This window comes from Aminobacter aganoensis, from assembly GCF_014206975.1.
GTDB classification, from domain to species: Bacteria; Pseudomonadota; Alphaproteobacteria; order Rhizobiales; family Rhizobiaceae; genus Aminobacter; species Aminobacter aganoensis.
On record NZ_JACHOU010000003.1, the window covers coordinates 237693 to 257669 of the forward strand.

The 19977-nt window shown below is 63.4% G+C and carries 16 protein-coding genes; 14 read left to right on the top strand and 2 right to left on the bottom strand.

The features are described from left to right. The first annotated feature begins 6 nt into the window (after nucleotides 1-6). The 8 genes from GGR00_RS08770 to GGR00_RS08805 all read left to right on the top strand — a co-directional run bounded on the left by GGR00_RS08770 (nucleotide 7) and on the right by GGR00_RS08805 (nucleotide 9295). Nucleotides 7-801, top strand: a complete 795-nt coding sequence (locus GGR00_RS08770) for an ABC transporter ATP-binding protein (RefSeq protein WP_055973676.1) — start codon at nucleotides 7-9, stop codon at nucleotides 799-801. Continuing rightward, complete coding sequence (locus GGR00_RS08775; protein ID WP_184699232.1) at nucleotides 794-1504, top strand: ABC transporter ATP-binding protein; 711 nt, start codon at nucleotides 794-796, stop codon at nucleotides 1502-1504. Before GGR00_RS08770 ends, GGR00_RS08775 begins: the two co-directional genes overlap by 8 nt. 132 nt (nucleotides 1505-1636) lie before the next feature. Beyond that, entirely contained in the window at nucleotides 1637-2467 is an 831-nt protein-coding gene (locus GGR00_RS08780; protein WP_055973683.1) for a putative hydro-lyase, read from the top strand. A gap of 39 nt (nucleotides 2468-2506) precedes the next feature. Then, nucleotides 2507-3544, top strand: coding sequence for a zinc-binding dehydrogenase (locus tag GGR00_RS08785; protein ID WP_082496495.1), 1038 nt, complete (start codon nucleotides 2507-2509; stop codon nucleotides 3542-3544). A gap of 138 nt (nucleotides 3545-3682) precedes the next feature. Then, nucleotides 3683-4903, top strand: a complete 1221-nt coding sequence (locus tag GGR00_RS08790) for a diaminopropionate ammonia-lyase (RefSeq protein ID WP_184699234.1) — start codon at nucleotides 3683-3685, stop codon at nucleotides 4901-4903. After that, the gene (locus GGR00_RS08795; protein ID WP_184699236.1) at nucleotides 4903-7275 is read left to right on the top strand and encodes a xanthine dehydrogenase family protein molybdopterin-binding subunit; all 2373 of its coding nucleotides are present in this window, start codon (nucleotides 4903-4905) and stop codon (nucleotides 7273-7275) included. Before GGR00_RS08790 ends, GGR00_RS08795 begins: the two co-directional genes overlap by 1 nt. Beyond that, nucleotides 7272-8090 (top strand): FAD binding domain-containing protein, encoded by an 819-nt coding sequence (locus GGR00_RS08800; RefSeq protein WP_184699238.1) that lies wholly within the window; start codon nucleotides 7272-7274, stop codon nucleotides 8088-8090. The genes GGR00_RS08795 and GGR00_RS08800 overlap by 4 nt, the downstream gene beginning before the upstream one ends. Beyond that, entirely contained in the window at nucleotides 8087-9295 is a 1209-nt protein-coding gene (locus tag GGR00_RS08805; RefSeq protein ID WP_184699240.1) for a xanthine dehydrogenase family Fe-S subunit, read from the top strand. Before GGR00_RS08800 ends, GGR00_RS08805 begins: the two co-directional genes overlap by 4 nt. A 187-nt stretch (nucleotides 9296-9482) precedes the next feature. On the opposite strand, the gene GGR00_RS08810 is transcribed toward GGR00_RS08805, so the two are convergent. Next, a complete protein-coding gene (locus GGR00_RS08810; RefSeq protein ID WP_184699242.1) occupies nucleotides 9483-10643 on the bottom strand; it encodes an ABC transporter substrate-binding protein in 1161 nt (386 codons plus the stop codon). A 344-nt stretch (nucleotides 10644-10987) separates the two neighbouring features. Here GGR00_RS08810 and GGR00_RS08815 point away from each other — a divergent pair, with 344 nt between their 5' ends. The 4 genes from GGR00_RS08815 to GGR00_RS08830 are packed head-to-tail and all read left to right on the top strand — an operon-like array spanning nucleotide 10988 to nucleotide 16686. Further along, a complete protein-coding gene (locus tag GGR00_RS08815; protein WP_082496496.1) occupies nucleotides 10988-12769 on the top strand; it encodes a hydantoinase B/oxoprolinase family protein in 1782 nt (593 codons plus the stop codon). A 42-nt stretch (nucleotides 12770-12811) separates the two neighbouring features. Beyond that, entirely contained in the window at nucleotides 12812-14920 is a 2109-nt protein-coding gene (locus GGR00_RS08820) for a hydantoinase/oxoprolinase family protein (RefSeq protein ID WP_055973702.1), read from the top strand. 27 nt (nucleotides 14921-14947) lie between these two features. Next, nucleotides 14948-15895, top strand: a complete 948-nt coding sequence (locus tag GGR00_RS08825) for a CoA transferase subunit A (protein ID WP_055973705.1) — start codon at nucleotides 14948-14950, stop codon at nucleotides 15893-15895. Nucleotides 15896-15906: 11 nt separating this feature from the next. Then, a complete protein-coding gene (locus GGR00_RS08830) occupies nucleotides 15907-16686 on the top strand; it encodes a CoA-transferase subunit beta (RefSeq protein ID WP_055973708.1) in 780 nt (259 codons plus the stop codon). A 326-nt stretch (nucleotides 16687-17012) separates the two neighbouring features. Here the strand turns inward: GGR00_RS08830 and GGR00_RS08835 are convergent, their stop codons facing one another. Then, the gene (locus GGR00_RS08835) at nucleotides 17013-17978 is read right to left on the bottom strand and encodes a LysR family transcriptional regulator (RefSeq protein WP_055973778.1); all 966 of its coding nucleotides are present in this window, start codon (nucleotides 17976-17978) and stop codon (nucleotides 17013-17015) included. A gap of 317 nt (nucleotides 17979-18295) precedes the next feature. On the opposite strand from GGR00_RS08835, the gene GGR00_RS08840 reads away from it, so the two are divergent. Together GGR00_RS08840 and GGR00_RS08845 are read left to right on the top strand one after the other, a co-directional pair. Beyond that, nucleotides 18296-19138, top strand: coding sequence for a transporter substrate-binding domain-containing protein (locus GGR00_RS08840; RefSeq protein ID WP_055973784.1), 843 nt, complete (start codon nucleotides 18296-18298; stop codon nucleotides 19136-19138). Nucleotides 19139-19315: 177 nt separating this feature from the next. Further along, a complete protein-coding gene (locus GGR00_RS08845; protein WP_055973711.1) occupies nucleotides 19316-19975 on the top strand; it encodes an amino acid ABC transporter permease in 660 nt (219 codons plus the stop codon). Nucleotides 19976-19977: the final 2 nt, after the last annotated feature.

Consider the following 19977-nt stretch of genomic DNA (forward strand, 5'->3'; position numbering starts at 1 on the left):
TTACACATGACGACGCCTGCGACGACGCGCCAGACGGTGCTCACCGTCGACAATCTCGCAGTGCATTTCGGCGGGCTGGTGGCGATCTCCGACGCCAGCTTCAAGGTCGACGAAGGCGAAGTGGTCAGCCTGATCGGCCCGAACGGCGCCGGCAAGACCACCGCCTTCAACGTGATCTCCGGCTTTCTCGCCGCCACCAAGGGCGTCGTGGCTTACAAGGGCAGGAGGTTGAACGGGCTGAAGCCGCACCAGATCGCCGATGCCGGCCTGGTGCGCACGTTCCAGAAGACCAGCGTCTTTGGCAACGATACCGTGATCGACAACATCATGATCGGCCTGCACAGGCGCGGCGACGCCTCGATCTGGCAGACACTGCTGCTGACACCGAAGGTGCGCCGCCAGGAACAGGCGTTGCGCGAGGCGGCGGCGGAAATCCTCGACTTCGTCGGCCTCGGTCACCGCTCGAACGAGCTGGCGGGCGCACTCGCTTATGGCGAACAGCGGCTCCTTGAAGTGGCGGTGGCGCTGGCGGCTAAGCCATCGCTGCTTCTGCTGGACGAGCCGGCCTGCGGCATGAACCCCACCGAAGCGTTGAATTTCCGCAACCTGCTCGGCGAAATCGGCAGGAAAAAGATCACCGTGCTGCTTGTCGAGCACAACATGCGCATGGTCATGGGCGTATCGGACCGCGTGGTGGTGCTCAACCATGGCCGGATCATCGCGGACGGTCCGCCGACGGAAATACAGCAGAATCCAGAAGTCATCCGCGCTTATCTCGGACACGGGCCGAAACATGCTTGAAGTAGACAACATCGAATGCCGCTACGGCAAGGTTGACGTGCTGCGGAAGGTTTCGCTTAGCGTTGGCAAGGGCGAGTTCGTGGCTCTGATCGGCGCCAACGGCGCCGGTAAAAGCACAACCCTGAAGGCGATTTCCGGCCTGCTGCCGCCGGTCGGAGGCCGTATCACCTTCGAAGGCGAGGACATCACCAGGGCGTCGGCACGGCGAATACTGGAAATGGGCATCGCCCATTGCCCGGAGGGCAGGCGGGTGTTCCCCTACATGACCGTCCAGGAGAATCTGGAGATGGGCTGTTACCGCCGTCGCGACTGGAAGCATATGAGCGACGACATGGACGCGGTGTTCGACCGCTTCCCGGTGCTCGGCGAACGGCGCGCCCAGGCGGCCGGCACGCTGTCGGGCGGCGAGCAGCAGTTGCTGGCGATCGGTCGGGCACTGATGTCGCGGCCGAAGCTGGTGCTGTTCGATGAACCGTCGCTGGGGCTTGCGCCCAACAACGTGCAGAAGACCTTCGAATACATCATGGAAATCAACCGGCAGGGCACGACCGTGCTGATGGTCGAGCAGAACGCCTACGCCGCGCTCGAGATGTGCGACCGCTCGTATTTGCTGGAATCCGGCCATGTCTCCCTCGAAGGCAGGGGCGACGACATGATCCACAATCCGCACGTGCAGCAGGCTTACCTCGGCATGGAAGTCTGACCTTTCGGAGGGCGCGATAGCGCTCTCCACATCCTCCCTCTCTTTGGGCCAGATAACGAAAACCGGGTTGACTTCGAGTGCTAAGTAAGTAAGTTATTACTTATTACGAACGACGAAAGCGAGGCTAAAGAAATGACGATCGTGACGAAGGTTCAGCAGCAGCCGGAAGTGTCCAAGGCGGAGCTCGAGGGGCTTCACCCCAGGGAGCTTCGCAAGATCGTCCGCGAAGGCCGCTGGACCGGCGGAACCGAGGGCCTGGCTCGCGGTTACGCGCAGGCCAACCTGATCATCCTGCCGAAGGAGGTTGCGCTCGACTTCCTCATCTTCTGCCAGCGCAACCCGAAGCCGTGCCCCATCGTCGAGATCACAGATCCCGGGAGCCCGATGATCACGCAGGTCGCCAATGCCGACCTTCGGACAGACCTGCCGCGCTACAGCGTGTACAAGGAAGGCAAGCTGGTCGACCAGCCAAGCGACATCACGTCCTATTGGCGCGACGACCTGGTCGGGTTCCTGATCGGCTGCAGCTATTCGTTCGAGGAGGCGCTGCTCAATGCGGGCATTCCGCTGCGCCATCAGGAAGAGAACAAGATCGTATCGGTCTACACGACCAATGTGCCTTGCGTTCCCGCTGGTCGTTTTGCCGGGCCGATGGTGGTGAGCATGCGTCCAGTCAAGCGCGACCAGCTGGTGCGTGCCGTGCAGGTCACCTCGCGGTTCCCTGCCACCCACGGGGCGCCAGTCCATATCGGCGATCCGTCGTTGATCGGCGTCGACCTTGAGAAGACCGATTTCGACACAGGCGTGTTTGAGCTCGCCGAGGACGACGTTCCGGTTTTCTGGGGCTGCGGCGGCACTCCGCAGGCTGTCGCGCTGGCGTCCAAGATCGACTTCATGATCACCCACAAGGTCGGCCACCTGTTCGTCACGGACAAGTTGTCCGAGGCGATCGCCGCGATCTGACGGGGTCGCCGACTATCCTTTTTTGTTCTGGAGGAATACGTGAAAGCAGCTCTTTTCCACGAATATGGCGGGCCTGAAGTGCTCAAATACGAGGACGTGGATCCGCTTCCTGTCGGTCGCAGCGACGTCCTGATCAAGGTGCGCGCCACCTCGGTGAACTGGTTCGACATCATCGGCCGCAAGGGCGACTACCGTCCCAACGCGCGTTTTCCGCACATCCCCGGTGGTGACATCGCCGGTGAGGTGGCCGAGATCGGCTCGGAGGTCACCAACGTCAAGGTCGGCGATCCGGTCGTCGTCTACGCCACCGTCGGCTGCGGCCATTGCGAATCCTGCCGCCGCGGCGAACCCAATGTGTGCCTGAATTACAAGTATTACGGTTCGGCACTGTGGGGCGGCTACGCCCAATACGCCACCGTGCGCTCGCAGAACGTGCTGCCGCTCTACAAGGGCCTCGACTTCGCCGAATGTGCAGCCACCAACATCACCTTCCTCACTGCCTGGCACAAGTTGGCGCGCGCCAACATCCGCGCCGGCGAAGACATCCTGATCCACGCCGTCGGTTCTGGCATCGGCCTTGCCGCGCTCCAGATTGCCAAGCTGCACGGCCTGCGTGTGTTCGGCACCGCCAGCTCGGACGAGAAATGCGAGAAAGGCCTGGAGCTCGGCGCCGACTACATGATCAACTACAAGAAGCAGAATTTCCGCGAGGAGATCCGCAGGCTCACCGGCAAGCGCGGCGTTGACGTGGTGTTCGAGCACATCGGCGCCGACGTCTGGGAAGACAGCGTCATGAGCCTGACGCGCTTCGGCCGCCTCGTCACTTGTGGCGCCTCGTCAGGCTACCGGGTGAGCATGAACGCCGCCCATATCTGGCACAAGCAGCTCTCCATCATCGGCTCCAACCACGGCACGATGAACGAACTGGCGACCATCGTGAAGCTGCTTGAGGCCAAGAAGCTGCGGCCGGTCATCGGCGCCAAGCTGCCGCTCAAGGATGCCGCCGAGGCTCACCGGCTGGCCGAAGGCCGCAGCATCTTCGGCAAGATCGTGCTCGAGCCAGAGCATCTGAACTGACACAGCGCCGCCAAGCCGGAAAAGTTGCAGGCTTTTCGGGTCATGCGGCCGAACAAGGAGACAGAGCGGGATGCCGATTTGACCTGATCGCGTTCCGCTCTAGTGTGACGGCCGGCCCGGGACCGGTGGGGAGGAAATATGTCCGACAATCGTATCGTCAAGGTGAAGGGCCGGTTCGACGCCGAGGTCTTCCTGAATCCCGGCAAGGTCGACGCCGGCAAGCGCCAGACTTGCTATGGGCAGGCGCAGGCCGAAGAGGCGCGCGCCCGGATCTCGTCCTGGGCAGACTATGCAGTGACGCCGCTCAGAGCTCTGCCCGGCGCGGCTGCCGAGCTCGACCTCGGTGGGCTGTGGTGCAAGGATGAGAGCCGGCGTCTAGGCCTCGCCAGCTTCAAGGCGCTCGGCGCCGTCTACGCCGCCGTCAGCGAGGTCTCGGCTCTGTTGGAGAAGCGGCTTGGCCATCCCGTGTCCGACCGCGATTTGCTCGACGGCAAGTACCGCGAGGCGCTTGTCGACAATTTCCTGATCTGCTGCACCGATGGCAACCACGGCTTCTCGGTCGCCCACGCCGCGCGCCGAATGGGGATGCGGGCGATAATCTACATCCCGAGCGGTGTCAGTGCCGGCCGCGAGCAGGCATTGCGGCGCGAGGGCGCCGAGGTGGTGAGAATCGACGGCATCTATGACGAGGCCTATGCTGCGGTCGAGCGGGTCGCGCATGTCGACCCGGGGGCGCTGCTCATCTCCGATTCCGCCACGCCCTATTACCAGGACATCCCGGTCCGTTGCATGGCCGGCTATTCAGTAATGGCGCATGAGATTGTCGAGCAGCTAGGCGGCGAGCTGCCGACCCACGTTATGTTGCCAGCCGGTTGCGGGGGCATGGCGGCGGCTATGTTGTCGGCCTTCCACCACCTGCTCGGCGCGCGCGCGCCGCAGGCGATCATCGTCGAGCCGGTCACTGCCGACTGCGTCTTCGCCAGCGCACTCGCCGGCGCGCCGGTGGTCGTTGAAGGCGACCTCGAAACCATCATGGGCGGCCTGTCCTGTGCGGCGGTCTCGCATGTTGCGTGGCCGACCATCGACACCGGCACGACGGCGTTCCTGCGCATGAACGACCAGGCTGCGGTGGAGGGGATGCGGCTTTTCGCCAACCCCCGCGGGCGCGATCCGCGCGTCGTCGCCGGCGAAACCGGTGCTGCCGGCCTCGCCGCAGTAATTGCCATCTGCGCCGACCCGGAGGCGCGCGCGCTCGTCGGCCTCGACGACAAGGCAAAGGTGCTGGTCATCAATTGCGAGGGCGCCACCGATCCTGCCGCCTTCCAGCAACTCACGGGGCAACGGCCCGAGGCAGCCTGATGGCGGCAGGGGAGCAAAAGGCCGGCAAGGGCATCGGCGTCCGCCTCCCGCGCAAGGAGGACGAGCGCTTCATGCGCGGTCGCGGCAGCTATGTCGGCGACATCAAGATGCCGGGCCTCACCGACGTCGCTTTTTTGCGCAGCCCGCTGGCGCATGGCCGCATCGTCTCGGTCACCGCGCCTGATGAGCTCGCCGGCCGCTTCTTCACCGCCGCCGACATTGCTGCTTCGGTCAAGCCGATCCGCGCCGTCTCCGGCCTGCCGGGTTTCAAGCCGTCCAGTCAGCCGGCGCTTGCCGACGGCAAGGTGCGGTTCACCGGCGAGTTGGTCGCCATGTGTCTGGGCCGCACGCGTGCCGAGGCCGAGGACGCGGTCGCGCAGGTGGTGGCCGAGATCGAGCCACTGCCGCCGCTCGCCGATTTCGCCGTGGCCGAGCAGCCGGACGCCATCTGCGTTCACGAGGAGTGGAGCGACAACATCTATCTCGAGACCAGGATCGAGAAGGGTGATCGGTCGCGGATCGACGGTGCGGCGATCGAGGTCGAGCGCGAAATCCGTCTCAGCCGTCAGTGCATGGTGCCGCTCGAAGGCAAGGGAACCATCGCTTGGTGGGATACCCGGCTCGACCAGCTCGTGGTCTACACCTCGACCCAGTTGCCGCACATGATGCGTACCGGGCTTGCCGAATGTCTCGGGCTGGAGGAGCGGCAGGTGCATGTCGTTGCGCCCGATGTCGGCGGCGGCTTCGGCTTCAAATGCGTGCTGCAACCGGAGGAGCTTTGCGTCGCCTGGCTAGCGCTGACGCGAAAGAAGCCATTCCGCTGGATCGAGGATCGCCGCGAGCATCTCGTAGCCGCTGCGAACACCCGCGAGCACCACTATCGCATCAAGGCCTTCGCCGATGCCGAAGGCCGGCTGCTCGGCATCGAGGCAGACGTTGCCGTCGATGTCGGCGCCTATTCGGTGTGGCCGTTCTCTGCCTGCCTGGAATCGGCGCAGATCGCCAGCATCCTGCCCGGCCCCTACCAGATGCCGTTTTATGCCTGCCGTACCCGCTCGGTCGCCACCAACAAGCCGCCCTTCATGCCGTATCGCGGCGTCGCCCGCACCGGCGTCTGCTTCGCGCTGGAGCTGATGATTGACGCCATCGCTCGGCAAGCCGGGCTGGAGCCCGCCGACGTGCGGCTGAAGAACCTGGTGCTGCCCGAGCAGATGCCATTCACCAACATCACCGGAAAGCTGTTCGACAGCGGGGACTATCCCGAGAGCGTGCGCCGCGCCGTCGAGACGATCGACCTGGCATCGTTTCGCGCCAGGCAACGCGAGGGAAGCGACGATGGCCGGCTGCTCGGCATTGGCTTTGCCACATATTGCGAGCAGGCCGCGCACGGCACCACCGTCTACGCCGCCTGGGGCATACCGATGGTGCCGGGTTTCGAACAGGCGACGGCGCGGGTCACACCCGACGGCGGGCTGGAGCTGCGCATCGGCGTGCATTCGCACGGGCAGGGCATGGAGACCTCGATGGCGCAGGTCGCCAACCAGGTTCTAGGCATCGACACCGACCGTATCAATGTCGTGCACGGCGACACGGCGCTGACGCCGTATTCGACCGGCACCTGGGGCTCGCGCTCGATGGTGATGGCCGGCGGCGCGGTGTCGCGCGCCTGCGAGATCATCCGCGAGCGGGCGCTGGCGATCGGCGCGCATCTCTTGCAGACGGGCAAGGACGAGGTCGAGCTGGTCGGCGGTCGCATCCAGGGGCAGGGCGGCAGTGTCGGTTTTGCCGACATCGCCCAGGCCTGGTACAAGTCGCCGGAAACGCTGCCGGCCGACGTCGCACCGGAAGGGCTCGAGGTTACGGCGGGCTACAAGCCCATGGTTGATAGCGGCACCTTCAGCTATGCCACCCATGCGGCCGTCGTCGCCGTCGATCCGGATTTCGGTTCGGTCGAGATCCTCGACTACGTCGTGGTCGAGGATGGCGGCACGCTGGTCAACCCCCTTATCGTCGACGGCCAGATCATCGGCGGCGTGGCGCAAGGTATCGGCACCGCGCTCTACGAGGAGTCGCCCTACAGCGCCGACGGCCAGCCGCTCGCCTCGACCTTCGTCGACTACATCATTCCAGGTCCTTGCGAGGTGCCAGACATCCGTATCGTCCACATGGAAACGCCGTCGCCGTTCACAGCGCACGGTATCAAGGGCGTGGGCGAGGGCGGGGCCATCGCCCCGCCGGCGGCGATCGCCAACGCCGTCAACGATGCGCTGCGGCCGCTCGGCGCCGAGGTGGCGATGACGCCGGTGACGCCGCACCGGCTGCTCGCGGCGATTGCCGCCGGCAGGAACGGCAGGCAGCCGGTCCAGTCATGAAGCCAAGTGCTTACAGATATGCCCGCCCGTCGAGCGTGGCCGAAGCGGTCCGGCTGCTGGCCGATTCCGATGGCGGCGGCAAGGTGATGGCCGGCGGCCAGTCGCTCGGGCCAATGCTCAACCTGCGCCTCGCCCAGCCCGAACTTGTCGTCGACATTACCGGTATTGGCGAGCTCGCCAGCGTGCGTGAGGACAAGGACGGCATCGTCTACGGCGCCTGCGTCACCCACGCTGCGGTGGAAGACAACCGCGTACCCGACGCCGCCAATGGTTTCCTGGCAAGGGTGGCAGCCGGCATTGCCTATCGTGCGGTGCGCAACCGCGGCACCATGGGCGGCAGCCTGGCGCATGCAGATCCTTCCGCCGACTGGATGACCACGCTGACCGCCGTCGACGCCGAGATGCTGATCGCCGGCGCCACCGGCGAGCGCCGTGTTGCCCTTGCCGAGTTCATGACGGCGCCGTTCTCCGTGGCGCTCGACGAGGCGGAGTTCATCGTCGGCATCCGCATCCGCCGCCATTCGCCGGCCGCTCGCTTCGGCTATTTCAAGTTCTGCCGCAAGCGCGGCGAGTTCGCCGAGGCGATGGCGGCGATCGTCGTCGACCCCGCCGCCGGCGTCAGCCGCGCGGTGATCGGCGCTACCGATTCCCGGCCGATCGTCCTGCCCGACATCTCCGCCTACCTGCCGCTTTCTCCGGAACGGCTGGAAGCGGCGAAGGCCATGGTCGAGGGGCTGGGCATCGCCGGCGAGCCGATCAAGGATGCGATGCACGCAAATGCCTTCGCGCGAGCACTGCAACAGGTGAAGCCATGAGCGAACTGTCTCTGACCGTCAATGGCGAGAAGGTGACCGTTGCTGTCGAGCCGCGCACCAGCCTCGCCGACCTCGTACGCGAAAACCTCAACCTCACTGGTACGCATCTCGGCTGCGAGCAGGGCGTGTGCGGCGCCTGCACAATCCTGGTCGATGGTGTGCCGGTGCGCTCCTGCATCGGCAATGCAACCGCCTGCGACGGCGCCAGCGTTCGCACCATAGAGGATTTCGACGCCGACCCGTTGATGACCGAGTTGCGCGCCGCCTTCAACGCGCATCACGCTCTCCAATGCGGGTTTTGCACGCCGGGCATGCTTGTCATGGCGCGCGACATCGTCTTGAGGCTTGGCGAAGCCGACGAGCAGCGCATCCGCATCGAACTCGCCGGCAATCTCTGTCGTTGCACCGGCTATTCCGGCATCGTCAAGGCGATCCGTTGGGTCATCGTGGCCCGCCAGGGCGCCAGGGGCGAGCTTGAGCAGCGGCCCGCATTGCCACTCGGGCCGGCCGGGTCGGGCCATGCAAAGACCGGCACGGATGTTAGCGGTGCGACAAAGGCGACTGCTTCATCCTTGCGTCCGGACGCTGAATTGGCGGCCCGTAAACCCGCGCCTGCGCCGCTTGGCGCCAGCGGCAAGAAGGCATCGGCGGTCAGGCAGAGTTTTTTGCTCGACGCGCCGCTGCCGGTCGTCTGGCAACGTTTTGGCGAGGTGCCGGCCATGGTGCGCTGCATCCCCGGCGCCAGCCTCGTCTCTGAGGCAGCCGACGGAACCTACGACATCAAGATGCGCATCAAGATGGGGCCGATCGGCGCGGAATTCGCTGGAACGGCGAGCCAACGACGCGACGACGCGATGATGGCTGGCGTGATCCACGGTGCAGGCCGCGACACCAAAAGCGCCACACTCGCCGAAGGCGAACTGAACTATAGGCTCACGGCTGAAGGTGAGGGGACCCGCGTTGACATCGAGGTCAGTTACCTGCTCTCGGGGGCGCTGGCGCAGTTCGCACGTGCCGGCATCGTCACGCATTTCATCGGCGCCATCACCGCACAATTCGCCGCCAATCTGGGCCGCTCATTGTCACCGGAGGGCGCGGTAGGCCCCATCGAGGACGCCGGCGAACTGCGTGTCGCGGGCAGCCTTGGGGTCGCCCTGAAAGCCTGGCTCAGCGAGCTTTTTCGCAATCCGTTCCGGCGCGGATGATCAGACCCTTCTCTTCCATGATGTGAAAGCCAGCGGCACTCGTGTGCGGCTGGCTCTTTTAGCCATCTCCGGTCCGGACATGCTCGTCGGAATGGATCGGCAGCCAAGCCCCGAAGGGCATGGCTGACTGACCTTGAGCTCTTCGTGCCTGCCGTGATCGACGGTGCCGGACAGCGGGCAACGACGCCTATTGGGCTGCGAAGTCGGGCCGCACCACCTTGCCGTCCTTTACCTGGACCACGAAGACGTTGGCGGTGTTCTGGCCGCTTTCGGCGCCTTCCGGCCCTTGCTTGTTGAAGTGGATGTTGCTGTTTACGCCCTTCACCTCGACCTCCCACAGCGCCTGGCGGATGGCGTCCGGCTCGGCCTTGCCGGCCTTTTCGATTGCTGCGGCAATGCTCAGGATGGCGTCGTAGCCGCGCTGGCCCTCGATGCGACCGGCAAAGACGAGACCTTTGCGCTCCCATGCTTCGGCGAAGAACTTCGCCACCTCCGGGTTGGGCGCCATGTCGGGAAACCAGGGGGCGAAAAGCACGGTGAAATAGGCGTTGTCGGCAGCGCTGCCGGCATGCTCGATTGCCTGGTCGGGTGTGGACGAGGTGGTGGTGGCGATAATGCGCTGCGGCATCTTGAGCGCATGCGCCTGCTTGAACACCAGCGTGAGCTGCTCGATCTCGGTCGTCACCAGCAGCACGTCGGCGTCGGACGCCTTGATCTTGGCGAGCTGCGCCGAAAGATCGACGGCGGCGGCATCCATCGTTTCGCGTAGTGTCGTCGGCACGCCACGCTTGTCCAGCATTGCCGAATACGCGTCGGTGTTGCTCTTGCCCCAATCGTTGTTGACCGCCAGGAACGCTGCCTTCTTCATCCCGAATTTTTCGACGAAAGGCGAGAAGGATTCTGCCAGCATGTCGCTGGTCGGTGCTGTACGGAAGATCCACTTGTTGCCTGAGTTGGTGACCTTGCCGGACGATGCCGTCTCCACCACCATGGGCACGCCGTATTCCTCGAGCTTAGGCATGACGGCGAGCGTCATCGTCGAGCCCCAGGCGCCCATCATAGCGCAGACCTCGTCGCGCATGATCAATTTCTCGGCGACCGCCGCAGCTTCAGTCGGATTGCCCTTGTTGTCCTCGATTATCAGCTCGATCTGCTTGCCGAGAAGGCCGCCCCTGGTGTTGATCTCCTCGACGGCGATGCGTGCGCCGTCGGTGACGTAGTTTCCGGACGCCGCCACTGGTCCGGTCAGCGGCTGGTTGACGCCGATCTTGATCGTGTCGGCGAAGGCCGCCGAGACCGACAAGGCGAGCGCCGCGACTGCGCCCACAATCATACCCTTTGCGTTCATCAAGTTCCTCCCGTTGAAGATACCGAAGGAGACGTTCCGGAGCACAGAATGACGCGATGCCGCAACTGCGCTTCCGCCGTTGCGACCGGTCGTTGCCGATGGGTTTTGCTTGCCTGTGGTTCTCCAGAACGGCTCTGTCGTCAGCCGATGCTGCAGAAGTAATTAAGTGCTTACTAAGGTGCGCTGTCAAGCGGCGCGCGCCGGCGACGATTTATTTCGCCTGCCGAAAATTGCCGGCCCTGTCGGCGGGGAGAAGTCGCACAAAATGACGGTCAAGGGCATTGACAGCCGCCGTTGTAAAAGAATACTTACTTAGCATCGATCACATGCGGAGGAACACCGGGATGGCGGCAACAGCCATGGTTCGGGCCGAGGACAGCGGCTTTATCGAGTTCGAGTTGTTCAAGAACGAGCTCTTCTCGATCGCGGACGAGATGGCCGTCACCATCTGCCGCACGACATATTCAGGCGTCTTGCGCGACAACATGGATTTTTCCACCGGCATCGCCGATGCCGAGGGTCGCCTGGTGGCGCAGGGCTTAACCTTGCCGGTGCATCTGGGTTCTATCCGCACGGCGCTGCAGGCGGTGATGAAGAAGTTCGCCGGAAGCATCGAAGAAGGCGACGTGTTCGTCCTCAACGACCCGTTTGAAGGCGGCATGCACCTGCCCGATATCTTTATTCTGAAGCCAGTGTTCGCGGCCGGAAAGCTGATCGCCTTCGCTGCGACCACTGCCCACCACGTTGATGTCGGGGGCCATGTGCCCGGCTCCAATTCGGTCAACTCGACCGAGATTTTCCAGGAAGGGCTGCGCATTCCGCCGCTCAAGCTGGTGGCTGCCGGCCAGCATGACGAGGCGCTGTGGACGTTGATCCGCAGCAATGTCCGGCTGCCCGTCCAGCTCTGCGGCGACCTGCGCGCGCAACTCGCCGCTTGCGAGATCGCGCAACGCAAGATCCTGGCGTTGGTCAACCGCTACGGCATCGATGCCTCGACCGTTCATATGCGCGAGATCATCGACTATACCGAACGCCTTGCGAGGGCGGCGGTGAAGGAACTGCCGGACGGGGAGTTCTCGTTCGAGGACTGGATCGACGACGACGGCATGGACATCGGTCAGCCGATCCGGCTGTTCGTGACGGTGCGCAAGCAGGGCGAAGCGGTCGAATTCGACTGGACCGGCAGCGCCCCGCAGGTGAAGGGCGCCATCAACTGCACGCTCTCGGTGACCGAGGCCGCTTCCTACACCGCACTGCGCTCGATCCTGCCGGGCGGAATCCCCAACAATGACGGCATATTCCGCATCATCAAGACAGTCGCGCCGGAAGGCACGATCGCCAACGTCGCCATGCCCGGCGCCTGTGCCGCCCGTGCGCTGACGGGCTTCCGCATGGTCGACTGCGCCTTCGGCGCGCTGGCGCGCATGGTGCCCGATCGGGTGTTCGCCGCTTCCGACGGCGGCAATGTCGGCGTCACCATCGCGGGCTTCGCGCCATCGGGAGAACGTTTCGTCTATGTCGATTTTTCCTGCGGAACCTGGGGCGGCCGTCCCTGGGCCGACGGTATCGACGGCATTTCCAACATCTTCGTCAACATGGCCTCGCAGTCAGTGGAGCAGATCGAATCCGAGCATCCGGTCGAGATTCTCGCCTACGAATTCGCGCAGGACCGTTGCGGCGCCGGAAAATTCCGCGGCGGCGCGCCGTTCTACCGCGACTACCGCATCAAGGTTCCCAACGCGACGCTGCAGATCCGCGCGGACCGGCAGACCACCCGCGCCTACGGTCTCTATGGCGGCAAGGCCGGCAAGCCTGGCTCGGTCAGCCTGAACCCGGGCAAGGGAAATGAGACGATAGGCTCCAAGGTCACCATCGGCGTCAACGAAGGCGACGAGTTCCGCTACGTCCTGCCGGGTGGCGGCGGCTGGGGCGACCCGCTTGACCGCGAACCGGCGGCGGTGCTGCGCGACGTCCGCAACGAAATCATCAGCCCGGCCGCGGCCCGCGAGGAATACGGCCTGGTCTTCGATGAGCAGGCCCTGGTGATCGACCACCACGCCACGGCCACGCTGCGCGGAAACCTCCGCAATGGCGGCGCAACCGAATTCGTCAACTGGGGCGACTGAGCCCAGTCCCGTACGCAGCCGAATACAGGAAAGACCACAGACATGTTGGACAGGACCAAGGCGGCTGGATGCCGCGTCGGCATCGACATCGGCGGCACGTTTACCGACCTGGTCGTCGTCAATGCCAAGGGCGAGACGTTTACCCGGAAGGTTTCCTCCACTGCGGACGACTATGCCCGCGCCATCATCGAGGGGCTAGCGGGCGTCCTCGAGCCCGCCGGGCTCGGTCTGGACGAGATCACCGAGTTCCTGCACGGCACGACCGTGGGGTCCAACACCATTCTCGAGTTGAAAGGCGCCCGCATCGGGCTCATCGCGACCAAAGGTTTTCGCGACGTTCTCGAGATACGCAATCTGCGCATGCCCAAGCTCTACGATCTGCACTGGGACAAGCCGGTGCCGCTCGTCGAACGCTACCTGCGCCTCGTGGTCGATGAACGCGTCGATGCCGCCGGGACGGTGACCAAACCGCTCGCGCGGGCCGAGGTCGAGGCGGCCGTGCGGCGGTTACTGGGCGAGGGGGTGGAGGGGATCGCGGTTTGCCTGCTCAACTCTTACGCCAACCCCGCGCATGAGCAGTTGATCGCAGAGGTGATCCGCGAGCTCGCACCGGACCTGCCTATGAGCATCAGTTCGGAAGTGCTGCCGCAGATCAAGGAATATGAGCGGACCTCGACTACCGTGGTCAACGCCTACATCATGCCGATCGTCGCCTCATACCTGAAGAACCTCGGTGACAGCCTTCATCGGCAGGGCATGAAGGCGCCGATCCTGCTGATGCAGTCGAATGGCGGCCTGACAACCGCCAAGGATGCCAGCGAGAAACCCGTCAATATCGTGGAATCGGGTCCGGCGGCCGGCGTGGTTGGCGCGGTGCGCCACGCGATGGAAAGCGGCCACAACAACATCATCTCCTTCGACATGGGCGGCACCACGGCCAAGGCCTCGGTCGCGGAGGAAGGCAAGTTTGTGCTGTCGCAGCAATATTCCGTCGGCGGCGGTATCATGATCTCGTCACGGCTCCTGACCGGCGGCGGCTATCTGCTCGCGGTGCCAGCGATCGATGTCGCCGAGGTCGGCGCCGGCGGCGGTTCGATCGTCTGGATCGATGCCGGCGGCTCCATGCAGATCGGCCCGGAAAGCGCCGGCGCCAATCCCGGGCCGCTCTGCTATGACAAGGGCGGCGAGCGGCCGACGGTGACAGACGCCAACGTGCTTCTTGGCTACATCAACCCGCATTATCTCGTCGGTGGCGAGCTAAAACTCAACGCCGAGCGCAGCCGTCGGTATTACGAAGAGCTGCTGGCAAAGCCGCTGGGAGTCGACGTCACCACGGCTGCCTGGGGCGCCCGCCAGATCGCCATCTCAAACATGATCCGCGCCATCAAGGCGGTGTCGTCCGAACGTGGTCGGGACCCCCGCGGCTTCACGCTGTTCGCGCTCGGCGGCAATGGCGCGCTGTTTGCCGCGGGCATGGCGCAGGAACTCGGTATCAAGACGATTCTGGTGCCGCCTTCGGCCGGTCTGTTTTCCGCTTATGGCCTGCTCTACGCCGATGTCGAGCACTATTACACCGAAACGATGCGGGAACTGCTGCGCGACGTCGATCCCTACGCATGGACGACGGCCTGGAATGTGTTGGAGGACAAGGCCGTCGCGCAACTGCGTGCCGACGGTTTCACCAGGGATGAGATGACGATCGGGTATTTCGCAGCGATGCGGTACAAGGGACAGACCTTCGAAATCAGCGTCCCCATTCCGCACGGGCCGCTGACCGCAGAGCGGATTCGAGAGATCGAGGAAGCGTTCGGCAGCGAACACGAGCGCACCTACGGCCATCGTGCCTCGTTCGACGAGCCTGTGCAACTGATCAGCATCCAGGTGGCCGGCCTTGCGGCGCATCGCAACACGCAGAAGCCGGGACGGCCGCAGCGGCACGCGGGCGACCTGAAGTCCGAGCAAAAGCCTCGCCAAGCCTATTTTGGCCGTGAGCACGGCTGGCTAGAAACGGCGGTCATTCCCCGCGCAGCATTGAGCGAACCGCGGCGGGGCCCCTGCATCGTGGAGGAATATGACACCACCTGCGTCGTGCCGCCGGGCGCCACGGCGCGGCTCGACGCTCTGAACAACATCATCATCACGCTCTACTGAGCGCCTGACTTTTCCAGCGAGGTCACGATGACAGCACACCAACAAAGCGCGCCCGACACGCCGGCCTATCTCGCGCTGCGCAAGCGCCTGGCGTCCCGCAACCGGGGCCTGCGCGACAAGACCACGTCTCTGTCGGAAGCAATCGCCACCATTCGGGACGGCGACCATGTCGCGATTGGCGGCAACACCTTTTCTCGTACGCCCTTCGCGGCGGTGTGGGAGATCGTGCGCCAGAAGAAGAAGCACCTCACCGTCTCGCGCTCGATCACCTCGACCGAGGGCGATTTCCTGCTCGCCGGCGATTGCGTCGACAAATACATGACGAGCTGGTTCAGCCAGGGCATCGTCTGGGGCCTGTCGCGGGTGATGCGCGACTATGTCGAGAACGGCAAGGTCACTTACGAGGAATGGAGCCACATGAGCCTGGGCATGATGTATCGGGCCGCCGCCATGGGCATTCCGTTCATGCCGACGCGGGTGATGATGGGCTCCACCATGCCCGACGCGCTGGTGACGAAGCTCGAGACCATGAGCTGCCCCTACACGGGCGATCCGCTCCTGCTTTTGCCGGCGCTTTATCCGAATGTGGCGCTGATCCACGTCCAGCGGGCCGACAAATTTGGCAACGCCCAGTATGATGGCCTGCCGTTCATGGACGCCGACATTGCCATGGCCGCCGACCGGGTGATCCTGACCACCGAGAAGATCATCGACAACGACGAGATCCGGCAGGCGCCTGACCACACCAAAATCCCGTTCATGGCCGTGGACGCCGTCGTCGAGGTGCCGTATGGCGCCGCGCCGCACGAATGCGCCGGCTGCTACGATCCTTTCTACAAGCGCATGGACGACTACGCCGATTTCACCCGCAGGAACGGCCTGGCAGGGGCGCTCGACTATATGCGCGAGCACATCTTCGAGCCGCGCGACTGGAACGCCTTCCTGGCGAAAATCGGTGTCGAGGCGAGAGGCTGAGGAGAAGCGAGATGGGCAAGCACCAGGCGACCGATGCCTACACGACCTCCGAACTCTTGTCGGTGATGTGCTCGCGCGTCATGCGCGACGGGTTGATCATTTTTGCCGGCGTCGGCGTGCCGCTACTTGGCGCGACGCTGGCCCAGCGGCTGAACGCGCCCAGCCTGACTATCTTGTTCGAGGGCGGCATCATTGGGCCGTTCATCCAACCCGGCCGGCTACCCCCGTCGACCAACGAGATGCGCACCGCCGAGAAAGCCAACATGCTGCTCAGCCCGACCGACGTGCTGGCGCTGCTGCAGCGCGGCTATGTCGACATAGGCTTCATCGGCGGCGCCCAGATCGACCAGTATGGCAATGTCAACAGCTCCTATCTTGGCGACCACCGGCAACCGTCGACGCGGCTGCCAGGCTCGGGCGGCGGCAACGACATAGCGAGCCTCGCCGAAACCATCGTCATCATGCCGCACGAGAAGAAACGCTTCGTCGAGACCGTCGACTTCATCACCAGCCCCGGCTATGTCGCCGGTGGACAGTCGCGCGCCAAATGCGGCTTGATCGCCGGCGGCGTGCTAAAAGTCATTACCAACCTCTGCGTGTTCGATTGCCATCCGCAGACGCGACGACTGTCGGTGAGCGCGCTGCACCCGGGCGTGAAGATCGATGCGGTCCTCGACAACATGGGTTTCCGGCCAGACATCCCGGACAACATCGTGGTGAGTGAGCCGCCGTCGCTCGAGGAGCTGAGCATTTTGCGAGGGATCGACCCGACACGAATGTACCTGAAGTAGGTTCTGGCCCGCCAAGGGAGCGGCGAGAAAGCCTCCAAAGGTTTTCGGAGTGGGGCGCTGCTCTTCCTGGGTTGCCCGGGCTGACGTCAGATGGCCTTTGTCGATCGCTAAGGGGGCCCGTCACTCGGCCAATCGCCGCCAAGTCGCGAAAAAATTGTGCTGGCTCTCCGGCTTTGGTTTGCCCAGCGGCGGCGGCATGTCACAACGTTTGGGGAAACTCCTCCAGCGCCTGGAAGGCAAGTCCCTGCACGACGCCTCGTGCGCTGCATGCGGCTGCGAGTTTACCACATGCTTCGATCGAACTTAGCTGCATTGTCGCTCTGACATCAAGCAACCGTAATCGCGTCCACCATCCATGGTGCTACCGCTACAAGCGGCGGCATGTAGCTCTTCTGCACAGCGCGACGACAGATTGTCGAAAGTTGCTTTGCGAAGCTGCCCATCTCGCCTTGCCTGACAACAAGATAAATGTGTCGCGAGAACCCCGCTCCAGGGAGTTGGAGCACCTGGATTGCGGGTGCCAGCGAAATGCACTTCCTGACGCACACAGGTGTCAGGATCGACCACCCTACGCCTGAGGCAACAAGACTGACGATCGATTCAATCGTGTCGCAAGAGAACGCCTGGGGCACGTCCAGTCTCATCCTGCGAAAATGTTGCTCGACCCGTTGGGCGATTCCGGTGGTGCTGCCTGAGCGGATCATAGGAAAACGGGTGGCGAAGCTGCGGAACTCGCTTTCATCCCCAAAAGGCGGCTCCCCGCGAGACACAAGCACCACGAACTGCTCCTGAAACAGCTCAAACCGTTCGAAACCGTCGACATCGTCGAATGGATCGGCCGAGATCACCGCATCGAGTTCACGCTTGAGCAGCCGCTGGCGCAGCGGTTCCATGAATCCTGTCGCAACCGAGATCGAGCCGACACGGTCGCGAAGCGCTTTTATCAGTATTGGAACCAGCGGATCGGACAGCGAGTCGATCAGGCCCAGGCGCAGCTGCGGGATCATCCGGACGTCTGCGCTCTGCAACTGCGCGCGGACCGCAGACGCTTCGGCAATCAGCCGCTCGGCAACATTGACCAGCTTTTGTCCGGCCAGAGTTGCCTTGAGCGGTCGCGATCCACGCTCGATCAGCGAAACACCGAGACGTCGCTCCAGGTTCAATATCTGCCGCGAGACTGCCGATTGTGTCAGGTCGGCCTGGGCCGCAGCGGCAGTCATGCTGCCTGTCCTGCAAACAGTGGTGAAAATCTCCAGAGACTGAAGGTCAAAGCCCAACCGGCTAACCACCATCTGGTTGTGCGCAGTCGAGTTCGTCACCATTGCACGCCACTACTATGAGTATGGATCATGTTAGTCAGAAATGTCGGTAATCGTCAACCTCCGCCCCAATGCGAAACATTTCGCAGCAGCCTATGCGATGGGTGAGAGTAATAGACTGTAATTGCAGTGTAATTTTTTGCACTCACAAATGCCGACACGGCGTCCATCCAACGCCGGCGCGGGGACGATGGCGGTTTCCAGGAGATGCGGTGGAGTCATTATGTTTGCGCCCAACACCCGTCTCTAATATTCCAACGCCCATCGGTTTTTTTGGAGGAATGAACCAAATGCTTACCAGACGCATGTTCGGAATTGCAGCGCTTGGCCTGGCCTGCGCAGTTTCTTATGCCGCACCCAGCTTGGCCGAGACCACGCTTGAGAAGATCCAGCGGACGAAGAAGGTTACCGTTGGAACCGAGGCTGCCTATCCGCCTTTCGAATTCGTCAAAGACGGCCAGATCGTCGGCTTCGGCAAAGATCTGCTGGATGAGATAGCCAAGCAATGGGGCGTTGAGGTCGAGCAGCTCGACCTGCCGTTCCAGGGCATCCTGCCAGGGCTCATTGCCGGCAAGTTCGATTTCGTGGCCACCTCGGTTGGCATCAACCCGGAGCGGGCCAAGCGCTACGCCTACACCTTGCCTATTGCCGACAGCACCGCCTATGCCATGAAGAAGATCGGCAATGCCGACATCAAGACGGTCGAAGACCTGAAGGGCAAGGTCGTGTCGACGCAGCTTGCTTCGGCGGTCGATCCGGTCGCCAAGGCCCTGGATGAGCGCCTGAAGGCCAGCGGTGAAGGCTTTGCCGACCTCAAGCTGTTTCCAACATTCAATGACTCATTCCTTGCGGTCGCAAATGGCACGTCAGACGCTGCACTTGCCGGCCTGCCGGTCCTGCAGAATCTGATGAACGAGCGCCCCGGCGTCTTCGAGCTGGTCGGCAAGGCTGCGGTGGTACCGAGCTACAATGCATGGGTCGTTCGCCCCGAGGACCAGGACCTGCGCGATGCTGTCAATGCAGCTATCCTCGAACTCAAGAAGAGCGGCAAGTTGGCCGAATTGCAGCAAAAGTGGCTCGGCATGACTTACGATCTGCCTGAGAAGGGCTACCTGCCAGAGGGCGCTCGCTAAACGCCTCCCTGCTGTCCCGACGCCAAAGGCCCGGGACCGGCATGACCACGAAAATCGGAAACGATCTTCGAACGGAACCATGCACAAATCCAAGATCCTACAGCGTCCTTGGTGTGCTCAACAGGACGTGGGGCGCTGTAGGCCAGCCATCCACCCCGACGTCGAAGGAAACCGACGATGGACTTCAGCGTTGCCGCCCTGGGCGGCGCCTTTCCCCAGCTCCTGCCGGCCATGGGCACCAATCTGGCGATCTCCCTTGTCGCCATGCTTCTGGCCTTGATCGGCGGGACGACACTTACGATCCTGCGCACGCTTGGCATCATGCCGCTCAATGCAGCGATCGGCGTGGTGATCAGCTTCATACGGGGAACACCGATCCTCGTGCAGATATTCCTGTTCTACTACGGCCTGCCGGCTCTCGGCCTCGACCTGTCGCCGATTCAGGCAGGCATCCTGGCCATCGCGTTCAACAGCTCGATATTTATCACCGAGATCATGCGCGGGGGATTGTCCGGCATGGATTCCGGTCCTGTCGAAGCAGCGATCGCCCTCGGCATCAAAGGCAAGGTCATCTGGACCAAGGTAATCCTGCCGCAGCTCTACATCCGCATCATGCCGCCGTTGGTCAACGAACTCACCACCATCGTCAAGGGCACAGCCCTGCTGTCGGTGATCACGGTGGTGGAAGTGTTGCGAACCGCGCAGCAGGTGGCCAACGCCTCCTTCAGGCCGCTCGAAACCCTGCTCGCCGCAGCGATCATCCTGTTTGCGGTGAACTTCGTCATCAGCCAGAGCGGCAGGATTCTGGAGACGCGCTTCGCCGCGCGCAGAGGATAAAG

What these genes read in the sequence shown, in the direction of transcription:
- GGR00_RS08770 (WP_055973676.1), top strand. Translation starts at nt 7, where the DNA reads ATGACGACGCCTGCGACGACGCGCCAGACGGTGCTCACCGTCGACAAT.
- GGR00_RS08775 (WP_184699232.1), top strand. Translation starts at nt 794, where the DNA reads ATGCTTGAAGTAGACAACATCGAATGCCGCTACGGCAAGGTTGACGTG.
- GGR00_RS08780 (WP_055973683.1), top strand. Translation starts at nt 1,637, where the DNA reads ATGACGATCGTGACGAAGGTTCAGCAGCAGCCGGAAGTGTCCAAGGCG.
- GGR00_RS08790 (WP_184699234.1), top strand. Translation starts at nt 3,683, where the DNA reads ATGTCCGACAATCGTATCGTCAAGGTGAAGGGCCGGTTCGACGCCGAG.
- GGR00_RS08795 (WP_184699236.1), top strand. Translation starts at nt 4,903, where the DNA reads ATGGCGGCAGGGGAGCAAAAGGCCGGCAAGGGCATCGGCGTCCGCCTC.
- GGR00_RS08800 (WP_184699238.1), top strand. Translation starts at nt 7,272, where the DNA reads ATGAAGCCAAGTGCTTACAGATATGCCCGCCCGTCGAGCGTGGCCGAA.
- GGR00_RS08805 (WP_184699240.1), top strand. Translation starts at nt 8,087, where the DNA reads ATGAGCGAACTGTCTCTGACCGTCAATGGCGAGAAGGTGACCGTTGCT.
- GGR00_RS08810 (WP_184699242.1), bottom strand. Translation starts at nt 10,643, where the DNA reads ATGAACGCAAAGGGTATGATTGTGGGCGCAGTCGCGGCGCTCGCCTTG.
- GGR00_RS08815 (WP_082496496.1), top strand. Translation starts at nt 10,988, where the DNA reads ATGGCGGCAACAGCCATGGTTCGGGCCGAGGACAGCGGCTTTATCGAG.
- GGR00_RS08820 (WP_055973702.1), top strand. Translation starts at nt 12,812, where the DNA reads ATGTTGGACAGGACCAAGGCGGCTGGATGCCGCGTCGGCATCGACATC.
- GGR00_RS08825 (WP_055973705.1), top strand. Translation starts at nt 14,948, where the DNA reads ATGACAGCACACCAACAAAGCGCGCCCGACACGCCGGCCTATCTCGCG.
- GGR00_RS08830 (WP_055973708.1), top strand. Translation starts at nt 15,907, where the DNA reads ATGGGCAAGCACCAGGCGACCGATGCCTACACGACCTCCGAACTCTTG.
- GGR00_RS08835 (WP_055973778.1), bottom strand. Translation starts at nt 17,978, where the DNA reads ATGGTGGTTAGCCGGTTGGGCTTTGACCTTCAGTCTCTGGAGATTTTC.
- GGR00_RS08840 (WP_055973784.1), top strand. Translation starts at nt 18,296, where the DNA reads ATGCTTACCAGACGCATGTTCGGAATTGCAGCGCTTGGCCTGGCCTGC.
- GGR00_RS08845 (WP_055973711.1), top strand. Translation starts at nt 19,316, where the DNA reads ATGGACTTCAGCGTTGCCGCCCTGGGCGGCGCCTTTCCCCAGCTCCTG.